We start from the raw sequence: 20,039 nt of genomic DNA, 5'->3' as shown, positions 1-20,039 counted from the left end.
ATCAGCCGGCAGTGGTGTCCTGCGACCGGACCAGGTAAGAGACGGTGGTCGACTTCTCCTCCTCTTCCTGGTCGAAGTCGAGGACCTGCTGGAACATGTCGAGCATCGACTTCAACTTCAGCCGGAAATTCGCCCGCTGGAGCTTCAGGTCCCGCATCGCCTTCTCGATCTTCGCGGATTGCTGCAGCGCCTCGGTCGTCAGCTGCTGGCCGGCGAGCTCCGCCTGCCGCACGACGTTCTCCGCCTCGCGCCGCGCCGTGTTCTTCATCTCCTCGGAGAGACGCTGCGCGGACAGGAGCGTCTCCTTCAGGATCTTCTCGCGGTCGCGGTGGTCGAAGTTCTCCTCCTCGAGATGCCGCACGCGCGTCTGGAGGTCGACGTTCTCACGCATCAGCTCCTGGAAATCCTCGGCAACCGACAGGAGGAAGGCTCGTACCCCTTCGGCGTCGTAGCCCCGGCGCTTGACGGTGAACTCGTGCTTCTGGATCTCGAGAGCGGTGATCTTGGGCGTCATGATGATCTCCTCAGATGGGCGAGTACGCGCCTCCGGTCATCAGGCTCAGCACGATCGCGCGGAGCAGCACCAGAAGCAGGATCGCGATGATGGGCGAGAAATCGATTCCGCCCGTCCAACGGGGCGGGAGGATCTTCCGGCACGGCTTCAACAGCCACTCGGTCGACTTGTAGAGGAACTGCACGACGGGGTTGCGCGGGTCGGGGGAGACCCAGGTCACGAGCGCCGCGGCGATCACGAGCCAGATCACGAGCTGGAAGAGCATCGACACGACCTGCACGAGGCCGATCGCCACTCCGGTCCCGAGGCCCCTCATACGATCTCCCTCGGTCCGAAGAGCGCGGTGCCGACGCGGACGACGGTGGCCCCTTCTTCGATCGCGACCTCGAAATCGTGGCTCATTCCCATCGACAGTCCGGGGAGCGGCGAGCCCGTCTCCTGCTCGAGGCGGTCCCGCATGCCGCGGAGCTCGCGAAAATACGGCCGCGACGCCTCCGGATCGTCGGAGAACGGCGGCACGGTCATCAGCCCGCGGAGCTCGATCGACGGAGCCGCGAGCGCCGCCCGGACGAGCGCGCCGCACTCGGCCGGCGGCACGCCCCCCTTGGAGACCTCGCCCCCCACGTTCACCTCCACGTAGATCGGGTAGCGGTTCGACGCCCCCGCCTCCCGCGAGAGGATCTCGAGCAGAGAAATGCGGTCAACCGATTGAATCTCCTCGAAATATCTTACCGCGGTTTTGGCCTTGTTCGTCTGAAGGCGGCCGATGAGACGCCAGGAAAGGTCCGGAAAATCGGGGCGGAGCGCCTCGATCTTCCTGACCCCCTCCTGCACCCGGTTCTCGCCGAAGACGGTCAGCCCCGCCTCGACCGCGCGCCGGACGGTCTCGAAAGGATGGGTCTTCGAGACCGCCACCAGCGTGACTTCCGACCGGTCGCGGTTGGCCGCCTCGCACGCGCGCGCGATCCGCTCCTCGACGTCGCGGACACGCCGGGAAAGCTCGGGCGAGGACGGAGGATCCGGGCCGGCGGTCACATCGCTTCCGAGGCGTCCGCGCCCATGTTCGCGAGTCGGTCGGCGTCCCGGTTCTTCTCGCGGCGTACGTGCGCGATCGAAAACTTCCGGAAGAGACGCGAGCGGCTCATGGCTTCGCGCGCCAGCGGTTTGAGGTTGTCGGCCTTGATCCGAAACCGGCCGTTGATCTGCTCGACCAGGAGAAGCGAATCGGAATAGATCGCGACCTCCGAGGCTCCCTGCCGCTCCGCCTCCCCGAGCGCGAGGAGCAGGGCGCGGTACTCGGCCTCGTTGTTCGTGGCCCGGCCGAGCGCCTCGAAGAGCTCGCGGGGCGCGCCGTTGTCCTCGCCGGGGGGAAAATACGCGCCCGCCCCCGCCGGGCCCGGGTTTCCGCGCGCGGCGCCGTCGATGTAAGCGACCAGTTTCATCGCGGGACGATGCTCCGTTGCAGCGATCGCCGGACCATCGGTCCGGCGTCGCACAACTCGCTCCCGGGAGAAACGGGATCGTCACGGTTCAAGATTCGCGACTCGTGCCGGCTTTTTTTACGACGACGCGGCCGCGGCGTCCTGATAGTAGAGGATGCGCTTGCAGGAATCGCAGGTGATCACTTCGCCCCCGAGGCGCAGCGCCTGGTAGAGCGCCGGCCGGAGCCGGACGTGGCAGGCCGAGCAGGACCCGGAGACGGCGCGGACGACCGCGTGGCCGCCCTTGCGGTCGCAGAGCCGGTAGAACTCGGCGAGTTTCTTCGGCGAGAATCGCTTCTCGATCTCGGCCGTCTGCACCCGGGCCTCCTCGAGCTCGCGATCGATCTGCCGCTGCGTCTCCCGCCACCCCGACAGCCGGTCCTCGTGCTCCGCGGTCTCCTCCGGCAGCTTCGCCTCGCGCTCGGCGAGCTCGGTGCGCGCGGCTTCGATCGTCTCCATGAAGCCGACGACCTCGTCTTCGACCTCGCGCAGCGCCCGCTTGACCTGGTCGATCTCGTTCAACATCGCGCCGTACTCGCGCGAGTTCTTCACGGCCATCAGCTGCACCTGGTACTTCTTCAGGCGGTCGGTCAGCTCCGCGAGCTTTCCTTCGGCCAAACGCCGCGACCGCTCCGCGTCCTCGATCGTGCTCTTCAGGTTCTCGATCGCCGAGAGCTTCTCCCGGTACTCCTGGTCGACGTCGGAGAGCTCGGGAGGGAGGGTGTCCCGCTGGCGGGCCTTGGATTTCTGGAGAAGGAAGAGCTCCTGCAGCTTGATCAGATTCTCGATTTCACCCGTCACGCCGACTCCGCGAGTGCATAAAAAAGGGGCGCACTCGTGGAGAGTCGCCCCGTTTTCCTGATTTCACCCTCTCGGGCGATGTCGCCGCTTCCTGCCTGATTCACGAATCCCTTTCCTCGCCGCCGGTCCTGGGTCCACCCGGATTCGAACCGGGGTCTGGCCGGTTATGAGCCGGTGGCTCTGGACCGCTGAGCTATGGACCCGTGCGGATCCTAGCCCAAGATCGTCAAATATAACACAGGGTCGCGTTGATGCGGACGGCTGCGCGCGCCGCATAACGCGACACGTCGCCGGCTTGAGGCGACGCCGTCGCCCAAGCCGGCGGCATGTTCGGCTCGATGACTCTCTACGGAGCTGTCTTGGGAACGGGAGAATCGCTTCGAAGAGGACGGCGTTGGAAGCGTCTCCGGCTTACAGCCGAGTTGAGCGGCGCGGAGCGTCCGCTCCAACTCGGCGCGAGAATTGAGCGACGGCAGTCGCTCCAATTCCCCCATTGAGAACCGGACCTCGAAGCGAGGAACCCTCTTACCGGATGGTCTCCAGAAACGGCCGCAATTTCTTGGATCGCGAGGGATGCCGGAGCTTCCGGAGCGCCTTCGACTCGATCTGCCGGATCCGCTCGCGCGTGACGTTGAACGAGCGGCCGACCTCCTCGAGCGTGTGCTCCGAGCCGTCGCCGACGCCGAACCGCATCTTGAGCACCTGCTCCTCGCGCGGCGTGAGCGACTTCAGGACCTTCCGCGTCTGGTCGCGCAGGTTCGACACGAGCACCGCCTCGATCGGGGAGATCGCCATGCGGTCCTCGATGAAATCGCCCAGGTGCGAGTCTTCCTCCTCGCCGATCGGGGTCTCGAGCGAGATCGGCTCCTGCGCGATCTTCATGATCTTCCGGACCTTGCCGACCGGCATGTCCATGCGCTTGGCGATCTCCTCGGCTTCCGGCTCGCGGCCGAGCTCCTGCACGAGCGAGCGCGACGTGCGCGTGAGCTTGTTGATCGTCTCGATCATGTGCACGGGAATGCGGATCGTGCGCGCCTGGTCCGCGATCGCGCGGGTGATCGCCTGCCGGATCCACCACGTCGCGTACGTCGAGAACTTGTAGCCGCGGCGGTACTCGAACTTCTCGACCGCCTTCATCAGGCCGATGTTCCCTTCCTGGATGAGGTCGAGGAACTGCAGGCCGCGATTCGTGTATTTCTTGGCGATCGAGACGACGAGCCGGAGGTTGGCGACGATCAGCTCGTGCTTGGCCTGGTCGGCCTCCTCCTCCCCCTCGCGGACGGCGCGGAGCGTGCGCTTGACGTCCTCGTGGGTCAGGCCGAACTTCTTCTCGATCTCCCGCAGGTTCTTCCGGTACTTCGCGATCCGCCGCTGGTAGAACTCCCGCCGCGTCGCGTTCTTCTCCTTCTTCACGGTCGTCGTGTCCTGGCGGATCATCTGCTCGGGCACGGAGAGCTGCCGGTCGATGTCGCGCAGGATGTTGAGGAGCCGGATCAGGATCATCGGCGTGAAGTCGATCGAGCGGACCCACTTGGCGATCTCCGAGACCTTCTTGTCCGAGGCCGCGAGGGTCTTCGCCTCGAGCTTCGAGGCCTTCTTGACGGTCCTCATGCGCGCGGCGAGTCGCTTCAGGTCCGAGTCGATGCCGTTGATCTTCCGGAAGGCCGCCAGGATCTCGTCGACCCGCTTGGAGAGCCGCCCTTCGGCGAGCTCGTCGCCCTCGAAGTCCTCTTCCTCCTCGACCACCGGCAGGTTGCGGTTGGCCATGCTCTCGGCGATCTTCAGGATCTCTTCGAGGATCTTCGGGTTGTTCGAGAGCGCGCGGTAGATCTTCGACTCCCCGACCTCGATGCGGCGGGCGATCTGGACCTCTCCCTCGCGGTCGAGGAGCTTGACGGTCCCCATCTCGCGCAGGTACATCCGCACCGGGTCGTTGGTCTTCTCCACACCCTCGGAGACTTCCTCTCCCTCGGCGGCGCTCGCCTTCCGGCGGCCCGCCTTGTCGGTGTCGGTGATGACTTCGATCCCGAGATCGCCCAGGCGCTGGTAGACCTCGTCGAGCTCATCCGGAGTCGTCGCCAGCTCGTCGGGAAGGGCCTGATGGATCTGCTCGTAGCTCAGATAGCCCTTCCCCTTGCCCTGCGCGAAAAGCGACCGAACTTCCGGGTATTTTTCCTCGATCATCAACAATTTTTCCTCCGTGCGCCGTCACGTCCGAGATCCGCGATTTGCTGTCTCAGGGCAGTCTTGGAACGAAATAGCCGGTCGATTTCTTCCTTGTCGCCCCTCGATTCGGCAGCCACGATCGCCTGCTGCACCACCGCGGCCTGCCGCTCGAGATACCCACGCGCCAAATAATTGACGTACTGAGAGATAGCTTCGATCCCGCCGGGCGGCTCCTCGTCGCAGGCGAGCTCGGAAAGGAGCGTCCGTTCGTCCCCGGTTTCAAGATGGGTCGCGACTCGGGGGAAATCAAGGGCCTCCCCCTCTTTTTTTTCCGACCCCACGGCGAGGAAGATCGCACGCAGCCGCGGATCCGAGAAGTACTCCGGATCGATCTCCAGAAACGCGGCGGCTTCCTCGCCGCCGTTGACGAGCAGGCTCAAGAGCCGCCTTTCCACCGCCGGAAGCGGCACTCGGGAAAACGATTCCGAGCCCGGTTTCGTTCCCTCGGAGGGCACCGGGCGCGCGGGCGCCCGCTTCCAGAGCACGTCGGCAGGTATTCCCGCCTCCTCGGAGACGCGGCGCACGTACTCGTAACGCAGGACCCGGTCGGGCACGCTTTCGAGGATGGAAAGGATCCCGTTGACGACCTCGCCGCGCGCCTCGGGCTCCGCGGGCGCCGATTCGAGGTCCGAGAGGAGCCACTCGAGGAAAGCCGGGGCCTGCTCGACGGCCTTCCGCACGGCCTCTCCTCCCGACTCGCGAAACAGGTCGAACGGATCGAGGCCCGCCGGCATCCGGGCGACCCGCACCTCGATCCCCTCCGACAACAGGATCGGAATCGCGCGGCGCGTCGCGTTCCGGCCGGCCGCATCGCCGTCGTAGCAGAGGACCGCGCGCGGCGCGAGCCGCCGCAGCTTCTCGGCCTGGGGCCTGCCGAAGGCCGTCCCCATGCTCGCGACGGTGTTCGCGCAGCCGGAGAGCCAGAGCGCGAGATGATCGAAATATCCCTCGACGAGGATGGTCCGATCCTCGCGGCGAATCGCGTCCCGCGCCGCGGGAAGGCCGTAGAGGAGCCGGTTCTTGGCGAAGATCGGCGTTTCCGGAGAGTTCAGGTACTTCGGCTCCTCGCCCGAGAGAGACCGGCCGCCGAATCCGACGACGTGGCCCCGTTCGTCGCGGATGGGAAAGACGAGGCGGTCGCGCTGGCGGTCGTACGGCCGCTTCCCTTCGGCGCCCGGCTGGAGAAGACCGGCCTCGATCAGGATGTCCGGCGTGAAGAAGGAGGAGAGCGACCGCGCCAGGAAGTCCCACCCCTCCGGCGCGAAGCCCAGGCCGAGCTCGCGCGCCGCGTCTTCCGGCACGCCCCGGCTCTCGAGATAGGCGAGCGCGCGGTTGGGCGCCTTCCCGAGGGCTTCGACGTAGGTCTTGTGCGCCTTCGCCACCGCTTCGCGGAGCTTCTCCGAGCGGTCGGATCCGTCGCGCCGCGTCCGCTTCGGGATCTCGATGCCGTACTTGCGCGCGAGGATCTCGGCCGCCTCTCGGAACTCGACCCTTTCCATCTGCCGGACGAACCCGAAGAGATCGCCCCCGGCGCCGCAGCCGAAGCAGTAGAAGAGGCCGCGGTCGCGGTTGACCGTGAAGGACGGCGTCTTCTCGCGGTGGAACGGGCACAGGCCCTTCCAGGAGTTGCCCGCTTTCTTCAGCGTCGTGTGCTCGCCGATCACGTCGACGATGTCGGCGGCGGCGCGAATGTCGGCGAGGACGCGATCGTTCAGGTCGAGCGCGTCGCTCATTTCAGTACCACCACCCTTCGGGTGCTCATTTCAGCACGTCTCTTCGGGCGCTCATTTCAGCGCGTCTCTTCGGGCGCTCATTTCAGCACCACGACCGTCGCGCCTTCGCCTCCCTCGTTGGCCTTGCCGGCGCGGTACGAGGCGACGGCGGGATGCTTGCGCAGGAAGTCGCGCAATCCCGCGCGGAGCCGGCCGGTGCCGTGTCCGTGGACGACGCGGAGCGTCTCCTCTCCCGACGAGATCGAATGGTCGATCGCGCGGTCGACTTCATCGATCGCCTCGTCGACCGTACGGCCAATCACGTGGATCTCGCGGGGCGCCGAGACCGGCTCCGGCACCGACACGGCGCTCCTGCCCGAAGGCTTGCGCGCAATCGCGGTGAGGTCGGCGAGCGGGACGGAGAGGCGCTTGCCTCCCGCCTCGATGCGCGCCTTGTCTCCCTCGATCGAAACGATCGTGCCGGTGGCGCTCCCGGCGCGGAGCCGCACGGCGTCGCCGGCGCGAAGCGTCCGGGCCGCCGACTCGACTTCTTCCTCCGCCTCGCGCACGGCCGGGTCCGCCCGCCGCTCCGACTCCACGCGCGCGAGGAGCTCGGCCGCCTTCGCCTGCGTCATCTTCTCGCTCCGAATCCTCTCGACCGCCTCCGCCGCGGCGGCGCGGAAATCCCGGCGCGCGCGGTCGAGGGAGTCGCGTCCCTCCGTCAGGATCTTGCGCCGGCGCGCCTCCACTTCGTCGCGCTCGGCCTGGAGCCGCTCCTCGCGCTCGCGGGCGCGGGCGAGCGACTCGGAAAGCTCCCGCTCGCGCTCGCGAAGCCGCGCGAGCGCCTCCTCGGCCTCCGATTCGAGCTTCTCGCGCCGCTGCCAGGCCTCGCCCAGGAGCGTCGAGGCGCGGTCGAGCGTCGCCGAAGGCAGCCCCTGGTCCCGGGCGGTCGCGAGCGCGCGGCTCCGGCCGAGGAACCCGGCGCGGAGCCGATACGTGGGCCGCCCCGTCTCTTCGTCGAACTCCATCGCCGCGATCTGCGCGTCCTCGCGCCCCGCGGCGAATTCCTTGACGCTCGTCAGATGCGTCGTCACGACCGCGCGCGTCCCCTGGGCCAGCAGGCTCTCGAGCGACGCGACGGCGATTGCGCCGCCTTCCTCCGGATCGGTCCCGCTCCCGAGCTCGTCCAAGAGCGCGAGCGAATCGGCGTCGGCGTCGCGGAGCACCTCGGCGAGCCGCCGCATCGCCGACGAAAAGGTCGACAGGTCCGAGAGAATTCCCTGCTCGTCGCCGATCAGCGTGAGGAAGGCGCGGAAGAACGGGAGCACGGCGCGGCGTGCCGGCAGGAGGAACCCGGCCTGCGCGAGCATCGAGAAGAGCCCGACCGTCTTCAGGACCACGGTCTTTCCGCCGGCGTTGGGCCCGGAGACGAGGAGCCACCGCTTTCCGGGCGCGAGCTCGACGTCGAGCGGCACGGCGTCGCGCGTCCCGGGCTCCTCGCCGAAGACCGTCCGGCGCGCGGCGGCGAGGCCCCGGTCCAGCAGCGGGTGGCGCGCTCCGGAGATCGCCCAGTCGCGCGGCGAGAACTCGGGCATCGTCGCTTCGCACGCGCGCGCGAACGCGCCGCGCGCCTCGATCGCGTCGAGCTCGGAAAGGAGCTCCGCCGCCGCGAGGAGGTCCTCGCCGCGGGAAAGCAGCGCGCGGCCGAACTCGCGGCGGATCCGCTCCTCCTCGCGCTTCAAATCCGACGAGAGGAGCGAGAGCGCGTTGTTCGCGTCGGTGATCTCGAACGGCTCGACGAACACCGTCTGGCCGGACCCGGAGCGGTCGTGCACGATCCCGCGGACCCGCCCCGCGGCGCTCGCCGAGACCGGCACGCAGTAGCGCTCCTCGCGCAGCACGACCGTCTCTCCCGCGGCGTCGGCGGCGTTTCGCGCGAGCCACTGCTTCGCGGTCTCGTACAGGCTCTGACGCTCCCGGCGCAGCCGCGTGCGGAGCGTCTGGAGCTTCGGCGAGGCGTGGTCGGAAAGCGTGCCGTCGGGCTCGAAGAGGCGGGCGGCGGTGCGCACCAGATCCCCGAAATCGGGAAGCGCGAAGATCCGCGCCGCGAGCCTCGGCAGATCCGAGAGATCGGCGTCGAGCCGGCGCGTCCGCTCGGCGGCGCGCGCCACCGAGAGGAGCGGGCGCAGCTCCGCGTCGAAACCGAGGCCTCCCGCGGCCGCGAGCGCGTCGAGGGGGGGCGCGGGGTCGTCGAGGCCGGCGAGCGGGAGGCGGCCGGCGCGCTCGCGGAGGACGACCGCCTGAGCGGTCTCCTCGAGCGCGCCGCGCGCTTCCTCCTCCTCCGGAAAAGGAAAAAGGCCGCGCACCTTCGCGCGGCCGATCTCGGTCTGGGCGAAGGAGGCGGCCAGGGTCACCACGGCCGTGAAGTCGAGGGGATCAGACGCCGGCGCGGCGCTCCTCCGAAAGCTTCCGGAGCATCTTCTTGCGGGCGGCAATCGCCTTGCGCTTGCGCTTGGCCGAAGGCTTCTCGTAGTGCTGACGTTTCTTCAGCTCGGAGAGGATGCCCGATTTCTCACACTTCCGCTTGAACCGGCGGAGAGCGTTCTCGAAGGACTCGTCTTCCTTGATGTGGATCACAGGCATTGGCCATCACCCCCTTCGCTGAAAGATGCGCCCCGCGGGCGGACTGTCAATGATACGGCAGGCCCCCGGCGCCGTCAACGAGCGGACGATAAGTCCTTTGATGCCTTGACTTTCTTGACAAATTCGCGATTCCGCGCAAATATCGCCGCATGTCCGCTGAAGAGATTCGCCAGAAGATCGAGAAGGAAGCCAAGCGCCGCCTGGAAGAGCACCTCGACCAGCTCCGGCTCGAGTTCGAGCGCATGCGCCTCGAGAGCCACCGCAAGTGGGAAGAGTTCCTGATGCGGCTCGACTTTCCCCTCCCCGAGCTCGTCCCCGCGGGAGTCATTCCCGAGCCCGCGCCTCCGGCGCCCCCCGAGGCGGCCGATCTCGGCGAGATGCGCGAGATCATGCGCGCCATCGACGCGGCCTCCAACCAGGTCGACGCGCTCAAGGCGTTCCTCGCCGGGTGCCGCCGGCGGAGCGACCGCGCCGTGCTCCTCGTGTCGCGCGGCGAGAGCCTCGCCGTGTGGAAAGCGGAAGGCTACTCCCCCGCCGAAGAGTCGGCTCTCCGAAACCTCGCCGTCTCCCCGTCCGCGAACCCGGCCCTCGCGTCGGCGATGGACGGCAATCCGGTCGTCCTGGCCGGCGGCTCGCCGATGTCGGACCTCCTCCATTCCCCCGGCGCGCGGCGCGCCCTCGTCTGCCCGATCGTCGTGCGCGAAAAGATCTCCGCGATCCTCTACGCCGACCAGAAGGACGCCTCGTCGCCGTTCGATCCCGACGCGCTCTCGCTCCTGGCGTTTCTGATCGGGGTCGCCGTCGATCGCCTCGCTTCGCGAAAGATCCGCCCCGCGCCGGCGCTCACGCCGTTCCGGAGCTTCGAGCCGGCCGAGGCCGAGCGCGCGCCGGAAGCGCGCGAAACCGAGCCCGAGCCGCCCGCCGCGATCGAGATCGAGGAAACGCCCGAGGCCGCGGAGCCGGAGCCCGAGCCGGCACCCGAGCCGCCGCCGCCGGCCCGCGGCATCGATTTCGAGTCGAGCCACGCGTACCGTCCCCCTCCGGGCGTCGCGCCGGCGGGGCCCCGCATCCTTCGCGGGCCGCTCGCGGCCGTCGAGGAGGACCCGCACGAGCACGCCCGGAAGATCGCGCGGCTCCTCGTCTCCGACATCCGGCTCTACAACGAGGCGGCGATCGAGGAAGGGAAGAGGCACAACGACATCTACGCGCGCCTCAGGGACGACATCGATCGCGCGCGGCAGACGTACAACGAGCGCGTGCCGGAGTCGGTCCGGTCCACGACGAACTATTTCCACGAGGAGCTCATCCGCTCTCTCGCCGACGGCAGTTCCGACGCTCTCGGTTCTTGATCCGAAGGGCGCTCTTCTTCGCCGCCCTCCTCGCCGCGCTCCCGCTTCGGGCTGACTTCGCGGAGCCCCCTTCACCTGACGCCGACGAGACGTTCGCCCGCGCCGCCGAAGCGCTCGAACGCGGCGACGCCGGCGCCGCCCGCACGGGTTTCGACGAGCTCCTCCGCAACTATCCCCTCCCCGCGTGGAAGGCGCGCGTCGACCTGTTCCGCGCGCATCGCGCGCTCGACACGGGCGACGCCTCGGCGGTCGCCGCGCTCTCGGCCGTCGATGCGCGCGCGATCGGAATGCAGGGGTATCGCGACGCCTTCCTCGGCGCGGCGCTCGAGCGCGCGGGGCGCACGCGCGAGGCGCGCGACGCGTACCTGCGCGCCGCCCGCGAAGAGAGCGCGAGGGCCGATCGGGTCCCCTCCGCTCTGGCGGCGGCGCGCCTCTCCCGCGGCCGCGCCGAAAAGCGCGAGACGCTCGCGGCCCTCGAAAGCGCCGCCGGAGCGGCGGCGGCGGACCAGCGCCGCGACCTCGTCGACGCGCGGGCCCGTCTCGCCGGCGAGCTCGGCGACGACGACGCCCTGGCGCGCGCCGCCTCGGATCTGATCGAGGGCGATCCCGCGCTCCTCTTCGACCGCAAGCTGCCGCGCCCGCTCCTGCGCGAAGGCCGGCGCATCGTCGCGAACCTGTCCGACGCTCGGAAGCTCGACACGGCCGAGCGGCTCGCGGCGGAGGGGCAGACGACGGGGGCTCTCGAGACGGCGGCCGAGATCGCGCCCGGCGCGCTCGACGCCTCCCGACAGCGGCGGCTCCGCCTGCTGCGTGCCCGCGCCCTGGAAAAGCTCGGAAAGCTCGACGCGTCCGACCGCGAGGCGCGGCTCGTCGGGACCGGCGGCAGGGAAGGGAGCGCGGCGGCGCTCGTGACGGCCGAGAACGGGCTTCGCCGCGCGCTCTCGCGCCGCGGCCGCTCGCGCCGGAAGCTCCAGATCCGGGACCTGCCGCCGGACGTCGCCCGCCGCCTCGCCTCGGGTTTTCACGAAGCGACCTCGGGCGACGCGGCCGCCGAGACGAAGATGCGCGGCTTCCGCTTCGAGGTCGTGCTCTGGGCGGCCGCCGGCGACGCGCCGTCGGCGCTCGACGCCGCGCGCCGGATGACGGCGATCGACGCGGGCGCGACGTGGGGATTCGAGGCGCTCTGGGCGCCGGTCTGGGAGAAGATCGAGGCGAAGGACTACTCCGGGGCGCTCGACGGAGTCCTCGCGCTCGCCTCCGTCTATCACGAGGTGTCCGCGTCGCGCCGGCTCCAGTACTGGAGCGCTCGGTGCTACGAGCGGCTCGGAAAGGCCGACGCCGCGGACGAGCTCGGGCGCGAACTCCCCTGCGCCGACCCGGCCGACCTCTATGCGAAGTTCGCGGAGGCGTGGAAGGCCGGCTGCTCAGACACCCCCGCCTCCGAGCCGCCGGAGCTCTCGGGCGAGTTCGCTTCCGTCGACGAGCTCCTGCGCCTCCGTCTCTTCCCGCAGGCCCGGCGCGAAGCGGAGCGCCTTCCCGAATCGCGCGGACGCCGGCTCCGGCTCGCGGTCGCGGCGTTCGCGCTCGGCGACTTCGCCTCGGCGAGCGCCTCCGTGAAGGCGGCGTTTCCCCGGATCGGGACCGCGCTCGAGGGCGAGGTCCCGGAGCAGTGGCGGCGGCTCTACTACCCGCTCCCGGCCGGAGGCCTGGTCGAGTCCGCCGCGAAGGAGTTCGGCGTCGACCCGAGCCTCTTCCGCGCGCTCGTGCGGCAGGAGAGCACGTTCAACGCCCGGGCTCGATCGAAGGCGGGCGCGGCGGGCCTGACGCAGCTGATGCCGGGCACCGCCCGGCTCCTCTCGCGGAAGGTGCTCAAGAAGCGGTTTCGCCGCGCGTTCCTGTACGACCCGGCGATCAACGTGCGGCTCGGCGCTTCCTACCTGCGCCAGCTCCTCCAGGACTTCGGCAACGACCGTCTGATGGCGCTCGCCGCGTACAACGCCGGGCCCGGCCGGATCCGTGGCTTCCTGCGCGACCACCCGGGCCTCTCCGCCGACGAGCGGCTGGAGTCGCTTCCGGCGGCCGAGACCCGCGACTACGTCCGCCGGGTCTTCCTCTTCTCGGAGTCGTATCGGGAGCTGTACCCGGAAAAGTAGTCGCGAGACGGAAAGACAACCGTCGCGAGTCCTTCCGTCCCGCGTTGCGCGTCGACTCAGAATCGCGAGTCGGTTCGTCGCCGGTCACCAGTTCGAAAGACAACGACCGAGGAACCGAGGGCAGATCCTTCGCTTCGCTCAGGATGACAGGAGGCACGGTGTACTCGCCGTTAGCGCTCGGACTCGTGACGCGCGACTGTACGACTGACGCGGACTCACCGCTCAGCGCGTGCGGCCGATCGTGACGCGAACGGAGGTCCCGCGCGGAGACGTGAGCGCGACGCGCGCGCGCCGCCGGCCGTTTACGACGGCGCATCCTTCGACAAAGGCGGGCACGGGGACCGCCGTCCCGTCGCTCTTCTTCAGACGGGCCGCGGCGGCGAGCCGCCGGCACGAGCCGAGGGGTCCCGGGGCGTCGATCCACGCGCCGCGCAGAGGAACGTCCGCATCGGTGCCGTTGACGATCCAGGTCGTCCGCGCGCCGGCGAGATCGCGTCCGGTCTCGACGTAGAGCCGGCCCGGCTCGACGAGGTCCCAGCGCAGGTCGTTTCCGGCCAGGCGCACGACGACGTAGTGCGAGAAGCCTCCGCGGTCCGGCGGCGCGTAGAGCGGCGCGCCCGCGCCGCCCGCGATGAAGTAGTCGATTCCGTCGTGCGCTTCATGGGAGTAGAGATGGGCATGGCCGGAGAAGACCGCGCGCACGGGATACCGGCGCAAGAGCGCGACGAGATCCGCCCTGTTGCCGATCTCCGGCTTCTCGGAGCCGGGATCGATCAGCGGGGGCGCGAAAAACACCGAGTGTGTGAAGACGAAGATGGCCCGCGCGTTCTTGTTCGCCGCGAGGTCCCGCTCGAGCCACGCTCGCTGGGCGGGGTCGAGACGATCCTCCGAGCAGACCTGCGCGGTGTCGAGGGCGATGAAATGCACGTCCCCCGCGTCGAACGATCCGTAGAGGTTCCCGAAACGGCGCGCGTACGCCTCCTCCGACGCGCGGTCTCCGCACGGGTCGCCGTGGAGATGATGGATCTCGTGGTTGCCCGGGGCGTTGAACACGGGCGCGCCGCTCTCGCGCGCCGCCGCCGCGAACCGGTCGTACTCGATCGCGAGCTCGCGCGCGGTGTCGTGATAGCCGTACACCGTATCCCCGGTCCAGAGGACGAAATTCGGGCCGATGAGACCGATCTCCGAGAAGATCGTGCGAATCACGCGCGGCAACAACGCGTCCCGGCCGGTCGACCGATTGTCGCCGCCGACGACGAAGAGGAGATCGGCGCCCGCGGAGATCGGCGCGAGCTTCCCTCCTACCGGCGCGATCGGACGATCCGTCGCCCCGCGGACGGGCGCGCCCGACAGGAAAGCGGCGGCGGCCGCCGCGAGGACCCACGCTCCGTTCATCCCGGACGCGATCTTTACACGGCGCCGCGCCCGCTTCCAGACCGCCGGACGGCGAAGCCTCGCGCCTTAGAATGGAGGCGTGAAGCGCGGGCGCGAATCGCTCTCGGGGGAAGCGCGGAAGATCGAGGGGGAGATCGCGGACCTCGCCCGCCGGATGCACCGGCGCATGTTCGGCGCGGAAGCGCCGTTTCCCGAAGCGCTCCGGGTCTCGGTCGAGGTCTCGATCCCGCCCCGCCGGTCCGACGGCTCCGAGGCCGCGCCGGCGCTGCTGGCGGGAATCGGGGCGGCGCTCCAGCGGACGGGGTCGCGCGCGGACCCGGTCGTTGCCGGACGCGTCTTCTGCTACCGCTGCGACCGCGCCGATTGCGAGCACTCCGCGCCGCCGCGTCCGCAGTCGGTCTTCTCGGGGTTCTCGCCGACCGGACAGCCGCAGTGGACCGATCTCGCGCAGGCGCTCCTCGAGGCGCGCCACGAGCGCGTGGACGAGCTCTTCTCGAGCTCCGCGCCGCTCGCGCTCGTCCAGCCGGGGCGGGATCTCAAGGCGCGGCTCCTGCATCCGTTCGGAAAGTCCTCGAAGACGTACGACGTGCTCGGACAGATCGTCGCGGGGCACTTCGGCGCGCCCGGCGGGGCGCCCCTTTCGGCGATCACCGTCCAGGCGGTCGAGAGCCGCTCGCCGGAAGGGAGGACCCGTCTGTCGCTCAACCGCATCGGCGCGGAAGCGTCCGCGTTTCTCGACGCGCACCCGGAGCACGGCTTCGCGGTCGCCCTCCAGTCGGCCCGCGGGCGGCTCGGCCAGATCGAGGACGATCTCGCGCAGGATGCCGTGTCTCCCGCGCGGCGGTCGGAGCTCATGCGCAGGATACCGGGGATCCTGCAGGATCTCCGCCGCGTCCTCGAGCGGTCCGGCCGGCAGAGCGGACGCCGGACGAAGCACGCGGTCGAACGCCGCCGCGAGAACCGCCCGACGCACGCCGCCATCCAGGACGCCTGGAGCGCGGCCGACGCGGATCTCCTCGCCGACGAGACGCGCGGGACGTTGATCGTGCTCGGCCCGCGCGGCCGCGCGCACGCGTTCACGCCGGAAGGGCGGCACGTCACGAGCCTCATCCTCGACCGCGAGGCCCTCTCGCGGCGGATCGCGCGGCGCCGGTGGAGGCCGGCGACTCCAGAGGAAATCCAGACGCTCCGCACCGCCCTGCCGGCGAGGCAATGAGGCGCGCCCGACTCTGGCTCAATTTCCCAGTACCAAGCACCGAACTCCAGCAAAACCTTAAACTCCAAACTCCAATGACCGAGATGAGCCCGATTTACCGCCGCGCATGAGCGCGGCTCGCCGCCCCTACCACTCGCTCGAGCACCGCGACTTCCGGCTGCTCGGTCTCGCCACGCTCATCTCGATCGTCGGCACCCAGATGCAGAACGTCGGGATCGACTGGCACATCTATCTCCTCACGCACTCCCCGCTCGCGCTCGGCCTCGTCGGGCTCGTCCGCGTCGTGCCGATCATCGCCCTCTCGCTCTGGGGAGGCGTCGTCGCCGACCGCCATGACCGGAAGCGGGTGATGTTCGCCGCGCAGAGCGTCATGGCGGCCGCCGCGCTCCTCCTCGCGATCGCGACGCTGATGCATCGCGAGACGCTGTGGCTGATCTACGTGCTCACCGCGGTCGCGTCGGCCGCCACCGCGTTCGACAACCCGGCGCGGCAGGCGCTGATCCCGCGGCTCGTCCCCGCCGGCGACCTGCCGGGAGCGCTCTCGCTCAACCTGACTTTCTTCCACGTCGCGATGATCGCCGGCCCCGCGGCCTCGGGAGTCGTCATCGCGGCGACGAGCCGCTGGGCGCGCGGCGGGACGCGCGGCCTTTCGCTCATCTATTTCGGCAACGCCGTGTCGTTCGGAGCGGTCCTCGTCGCCCTGCTCTTCATCCGCGCGTCGGGGCGCGTCGCCGCGACGGCCGCGGCGCCGCCCCGCATGCGGCAGGCGCTCGCCGACGGGCTCCGGTTCGTCTTCCGGACGCCGATCATGGTCTCGACGATGGCGCTCGATTTCTTCGCGACCCTCTTCTCGGGAGCGATGTCGCTCCTGCCGATCGTCTCGGATCAGATCCTCCACGTCGGCCCCGCCGGATACGGATGGCTTCGCTCCGCGCCCGCGATCGGCGCCCTCGTCGGCTCGCTGTACACGGCGCTGCACTCGCTGCCGAGCCGTCAGGGGCCGATCTTCCTGAAGGCCGTCGCCGCCTACGGCGCCGCCACGATCGTCTACGGGCTGTCTCGCAATTACGCCCTCACCTTCGCGGCGCTCGCCGCCGCCGGGCTCGCCGACCTGGTCTCGACGGTGATCCGGCAGACGCTGCGGCAGGTCATCACTCCCGACGACCTGCGGGGGCGGATGACCTCCGTCAACATGATCTTCTTCATGGGCGGGCCGCAGCTCGGGGAAGCGGAAGCGGGATTCGTGGCCTCCCTCTTCCGCTCGACCGCGTTGGGCGCCGCGTTCTCGATCGTGAGCGGCGGGATCGCGACGATCGTGGTCGCCGGCGTCGTGGCGCTCGCGGCGCCGATCGTCCGGGAATACGACCTCGAACGACATTTGCCCGCGATCGAGCCGGCCGGGGAGGGGCGCTAAGTCAGCGCTTCGCCGCGATCAGCCGTGCCGCGGCTTCTCTGGCCCGTCGCTTGCTTGAACCTCCGCTTCGACATCGACGCACTTTCCGGAAAGGAGACGAAAAGATGGAAGACCTCAACAAGTCCGCGGGCGAGAACGTTCCTTCGCCGGGTCCGATCGACGCGGGCGTCCGGCGCGCCGGCGGAGACGGGGAGATCGAAGGCTCGTCGATCTGGGAGGAGCTTCGGGCGAGAAGAGCGAAGGCCTCGCGTCGAATCGGCGAAGGATGGGAACGCGCTTCCGAGAGCGCGAAGGATTACACGGACGAGCATTCGGTCGGCGTGGCGCTCGGATCGCTCGGGGTCGGGATCGCGCTCGGAGTATTGATGGGAGTGCTGATCGGCAGGGACTGAAGCGGCCGGGAACCGCGCGGGCGGCATGCCGCCGGAAAAAGAACGAGCCGGGTTGGGCATTTCCGCTCCGCTCGGCGCACCGCCTGCCTCATCGTCCAAGGTGGACGGAAGCTCAACTCTCAAGACTCGGGGCGCGGCGAGCTCACGCGGATGCTTGTCGGCGGTCTCGGACGTCTCGGCTGCGGGCCCCTTCGCATCGCGGAGAGCTCTTGCCGAAGTAACCGAGGCAAGAGCTCTCCGCGATGCGGGGGCGGGAGCGTCGGCGAGGGGGTGACGGGTTCGCGGCCGAGTCGCTCGTTCGACGAGCCGTGAACCCGTCACGCGCTCCCGGTCCCCGAGCCAGCTCCCGCGACGGTTACCAGCCGGGAACCGGAATCGGGATCGGCACCCGCCGAATCACGAAATGGGGAAACGGGAACGCGATGAAGATGCGCCGCGTCCGATATCGCGGATACGGAGAGTAGCCGTCGTAGGCGTACGGCGGGTAATAGTCGTTGTAGGCATTCGGCGCGTAGCCGTAGCCGTACGAACGGTACGGCCGATATTCCCGGCGCCGGTAATTGTCCCGATACCGATTTCCGCCGTACCCGCGGCGACCGCCGTCGCGGTACCGGTCTCCGCGGCGATCTCCGCCCCGGTATCCGTTTCGATCGTTGCCCCGGTATCCCTCGTGCCGGGCGACGGTCGCGAAGGGATGCGAGGCTACCTGAGCCTCAGCCGGCCGGGATCCGAACGCGAGAAGCGCTCCGGTCACGACGGCGGCGAGAGCGAGTTTCCTTCTTCCTTCCATGACGAACCTCCGCGGGGGGAGATCGCAACGCGGATGCCACTCGCGACAGGTCCGAATGAGCGCGGAAGGCAATGAAAATAAGCAGCTTACGAATTCCGATTCGAAGGGACGGAATGCCGGCCTGTCCCGCCTACGAGCAACTCGACCTCGGAGGATGACATCCGCCCGACCCTCGCGCCGGCACGCGAGATGCACCCTCGGCCTCCCGTGAGAAGACTCCTCGTGCTTGCCGCCGTCGCGATTTCAATCGCGTGCGCGCGCACCGACGCGCGCCTCTCGAAGAGTGTCGAGAGGAAACTCGCCGCCGAAAGCATTCCGAAGGGAACGGTCACGGTCGGGTCGCGCGACCGGGTCGTCACGATCTCGGGCACGCTCGCGACCCCCGCGGCGAAGGACCAGGCGCTGCGAGCCGCGCGCGAGACGCCGGGAGTCCGTTCCGTGGTCGACGAGCTGCGGGTCGCGACGGGCCCGGGCGCGACGCCGGGAGCGGTGAGCACGACGGCGCCGACCTCGCTGACGGGCGACATGCCCGGCGGAGGACGGAGTCCCGCCGCCACGGCGCCGACCACCGCGGGAAGCACCGACGTCCCTCCGCCCCGCTGACGGCCCGCCCGGCTCCCCCGTTCGCATCACGACGAAGACGTTGAACGCCGGACCGGTCGGAGCGGGAGCCTTCCACCCCGCCGGTGAGGCGGCCGGAAAAGCCCGCATCGGGAGGACGACCGCACCGCCGTCGAAGACGCCGGCCGCGATCGGCGCGCCGTAGAAGTTCTGCGCGTTGCGGACCTCGTAGCGCTCGCCCTTCGCGAGGACGGAGGCGAGATTCGCGGCGACGGACGCCTTTCGCCCGGCGTTGAAGACGGTCACGATCGCGCGCCCTTTCTCGTACCGGTCGGGACGGACGAAGACGCCGTCCGTCGGCGTCTTCGTCCAGCGATTGCCCGGATACCGGCGGGGGTCGAGGTTCGCGAGATTCGCAAAGACGGTGTTGCCCGAGAAATCGACGACGCCGTTCTTCGGGTTCATCCGCACTTCGCCGTTGACGACGTGGTTGTCTTTCACGACGGCGCCGTCCACGCCCGCGCCGTACGGGTCGTATCCGAGGTTGATCTGCGTCCCGCGTCCGAAGCCCGAGAACCAGAGGAGGTTCCCGATGATCCGCGTGTTCTTCGCCACGCGTCCGCCGCCGACCAGGACGTTGTTGGCCGGGTCTCCCACCGGAGCTCCGTTCTCGAAGATCGTGTTCCCCTCGATGTCGAGGTTGTCGAGCCCCGCGGCGGCGCTCCCGTACGCCTGGATCCCGTTGTCGAAGTTCTCGAAGATGACGTTGTCCCGGATCGTCTTCGTCCCGGAGACGTTCTGGACGTAGATGCCGTGCCCGTGACCCCGGTCCGGCGCGGTCCACCCGTTGTAGTAGACGAGGCAGCCGGAGATCTCGAGATCCACGGCATCCTTTTCGAGCAGGACCGAGGCGAGGTCGTGGGCGACGAGGTCGATGAGCTTCAGCCCTTCGCCGGTCTCGCCGCTCGCGTCGGTCGCGAGAATCCCCCGCGGCACGTCGGTCGGATATGGGCCGTCCTGGCGCGAAACGCGCGCCGGCGCGGAGCTCGTCACCTCGAAGCCGCGGTACCAGGCGTTAACTCCCGACACGCGAAGCGTGCCGTCGATCGTCGCGCGGCCGCCCTCCTCTCCGCGGACGACGATCGGCGCGCCCCGGCGGCCGCGGAGCTTCGACCGGAACTCTCCGCGGTAGGTCCCGGGAACCAGGGTGATCGTGTCGCCCGGGCGCACGGCGCGCGGCTCCCCGAGCGCGGTCGCGAGATCCCACGGCCGCGCGCGGCTGCCGTCCCCGGAAGCGCTCCCGTTCGGGGCGGCGAAGAATTCGGAAGCCGGCGCCGCCGCGGCGGACGCGAGCGCCACGGCCGCGGCGAGCGCGCGAAGAGCGATGGTTTT

Annotated in this window: 17 protein-coding genes and 1 tRNA gene; 5 read left to right on the top strand and 13 right to left on the bottom strand. The window is 69.5% G+C overall.

The genetic code is table 11. From position 1 onward, the window contains the following. Position 1: 1 nt before the first annotated feature. From VKH46_02025 to rpsU, 10 genes are all read right to left on the bottom strand, one after another. Positions 2-514 carry a DivIVA domain-containing protein gene (locus VKH46_02025; GenBank protein ID HKB69590.1) on the bottom strand — a complete coding sequence of 171 codons (513 nt, stop codon included), beginning with the start codon at positions 512-514 and terminating at the stop codon, positions 2-4. Between the two features lie 10 nt (positions 515-524). Beyond that, complete coding sequence (locus VKH46_02020) at positions 525-830, bottom strand: YggT family protein (protein ID HKB69589.1); 306 nt, start codon at positions 828-830, stop codon at positions 525-527. Beyond that, entirely contained in the window at positions 827-1,549 is a 723-nt protein-coding gene (locus tag VKH46_02015) for a YggS family pyridoxal phosphate-dependent enzyme (GenBank protein ID HKB69588.1), read from the bottom strand. Before VKH46_02015 ends, VKH46_02020 begins: the two co-directional genes overlap by 4 nt. After that, a complete protein-coding gene (locus VKH46_02010; protein HKB69587.1) occupies positions 1,546-1,956 on the bottom strand; it encodes a ribonuclease HI family protein in 411 nt (136 codons plus the stop codon). Before VKH46_02010 ends, VKH46_02015 begins: the two co-directional genes overlap by 4 nt. Before the next feature lie 117 nt (positions 1,957-2,073). Then, positions 2,074-2,796 (bottom strand): C4-type zinc ribbon domain-containing protein, encoded by a 723-nt coding sequence (locus VKH46_02005; protein ID HKB69586.1) that lies wholly within the window; start codon positions 2,794-2,796, stop codon positions 2,074-2,076. Positions 2,797-2,925: 129 nt separating this feature from the next. Then, positions 2,926-2,999: transfer RNA gene (locus tag VKH46_02000), tRNA-Ile, on the bottom strand. Positions 3,000-3,321: 322 nt separating this feature from the next. Then, entirely contained in the window at positions 3,322-4,980 is a 1,659-nt protein-coding gene (gene rpoD, locus VKH46_01995; protein HKB69585.1) for an RNA polymerase sigma factor RpoD, read from the bottom strand. Continuing rightward, positions 4,980-6,755 (bottom strand): DNA primase, encoded by a 1,776-nt coding sequence (dnaG, locus tag VKH46_01990; GenBank protein ID HKB69584.1) that lies wholly within the window; start codon positions 6,753-6,755, stop codon positions 4,980-4,982. The genes rpoD and dnaG overlap by 1 nt, the downstream gene beginning before the upstream one ends. A 77-nt stretch (positions 6,756-6,832) precedes the next feature. Then, positions 6,833-9,151 carry a Smr/MutS family protein gene (locus VKH46_01985; protein ID HKB69583.1) on the bottom strand — a complete coding sequence of 773 codons (2,319 nt, stop codon included), beginning with the start codon at positions 9,149-9,151 and terminating at the stop codon, positions 6,833-6,835. A 19-nt stretch (positions 9,152-9,170) separates the two neighbouring features. Continuing rightward, positions 9,171-9,377, bottom strand: coding sequence for a 30S ribosomal protein S21 (gene rpsU / locus VKH46_01980; GenBank protein HKB69582.1), 207 nt, complete (start codon positions 9,375-9,377; stop codon positions 9,171-9,173). 149 nt (positions 9,378-9,526) lie between these two features. Here rpsU and VKH46_01975 point away from each other — a divergent pair, with 149 nt between their 5' ends. Continuing rightward, positions 9,527-10,726, top strand: coding sequence for a hypothetical protein (locus VKH46_01975; protein ID HKB69581.1), 1,200 nt, complete (start codon positions 9,527-9,529; stop codon positions 10,724-10,726). Continuing rightward, entirely contained in the window at positions 10,723-12,879 is a 2,157-nt protein-coding gene (locus VKH46_01970) for a lytic transglycosylase domain-containing protein (GenBank protein ID HKB69580.1), read from the top strand. Before VKH46_01975 ends, VKH46_01970 begins: the two co-directional genes overlap by 4 nt. 222 nt (positions 12,880-13,101) lie before the next feature. On the opposite strand, the gene VKH46_01965 is transcribed toward VKH46_01970, so the two are convergent. Next, positions 13,102-14,274 (bottom strand): metallophosphoesterase family protein, encoded by a 1,173-nt coding sequence (locus VKH46_01965; GenBank protein HKB69579.1) that lies wholly within the window; start codon positions 14,272-14,274, stop codon positions 13,102-13,104. Between the two features lie 79 nt (positions 14,275-14,353). Between VKH46_01965 and VKH46_01960 the strand changes: the two genes are divergently transcribed. The 3 genes from VKH46_01960 (at position 14,354) to VKH46_01950 (ending at position 17,296) form a co-directional block, all read left to right on the top strand. Then, positions 14,354-15,490, top strand: a complete 1,137-nt coding sequence (locus VKH46_01960) for a hypothetical protein (protein ID HKB69578.1) — start codon at positions 14,354-14,356, stop codon at positions 15,488-15,490. Positions 15,491-15,596: 106 nt separating this feature from the next. After that, positions 15,597-16,904, top strand: a complete 1,308-nt coding sequence (locus VKH46_01955; protein HKB69577.1) for an MFS transporter — start codon at positions 15,597-15,599, stop codon at positions 16,902-16,904. A 104-nt stretch (positions 16,905-17,008) separates the two neighbouring features. Then, the gene (locus VKH46_01950; protein HKB69576.1) at positions 17,009-17,296 is read left to right on the top strand and encodes a hypothetical protein; all 288 of its coding nucleotides are present in this window, start codon (positions 17,009-17,011) and stop codon (positions 17,294-17,296) included. Between the two features lie 355 nt (positions 17,297-17,651). On the opposite strand, the gene VKH46_01945 is transcribed toward VKH46_01950, so the two are convergent. Both VKH46_01945 and VKH46_01940 read right to left on the bottom strand, forming a co-directional pair. Continuing rightward, complete coding sequence (locus tag VKH46_01945; protein HKB69575.1) at positions 17,652-18,086, bottom strand: hypothetical protein; 435 nt, start codon at positions 18,084-18,086, stop codon at positions 17,652-17,654. Between the two features lie 243 nt (positions 18,087-18,329). Further along, positions 18,330-20,006 carry a right-handed parallel beta-helix repeat-containing protein gene (locus VKH46_01940; GenBank protein HKB69574.1) on the bottom strand — a complete coding sequence of 559 codons (1,677 nt, stop codon included), beginning with the start codon at positions 20,004-20,006 and terminating at the stop codon, positions 18,330-18,332. Between the last annotated feature and the right edge of the window lie 33 nt (positions 20,007-20,039).

It is taken from the genome of Thermoanaerobaculia bacterium, assembly GCA_035260525.1.
Classification (GTDB): Bacteria; Acidobacteriota; Thermoanaerobaculia; order UBA5066; family DATFVB01; genus DATFVB01.
Note: the sequence above shows the minus strand (reverse complement) of the source record. Positions and strands in the feature narration are given on the sequence as shown.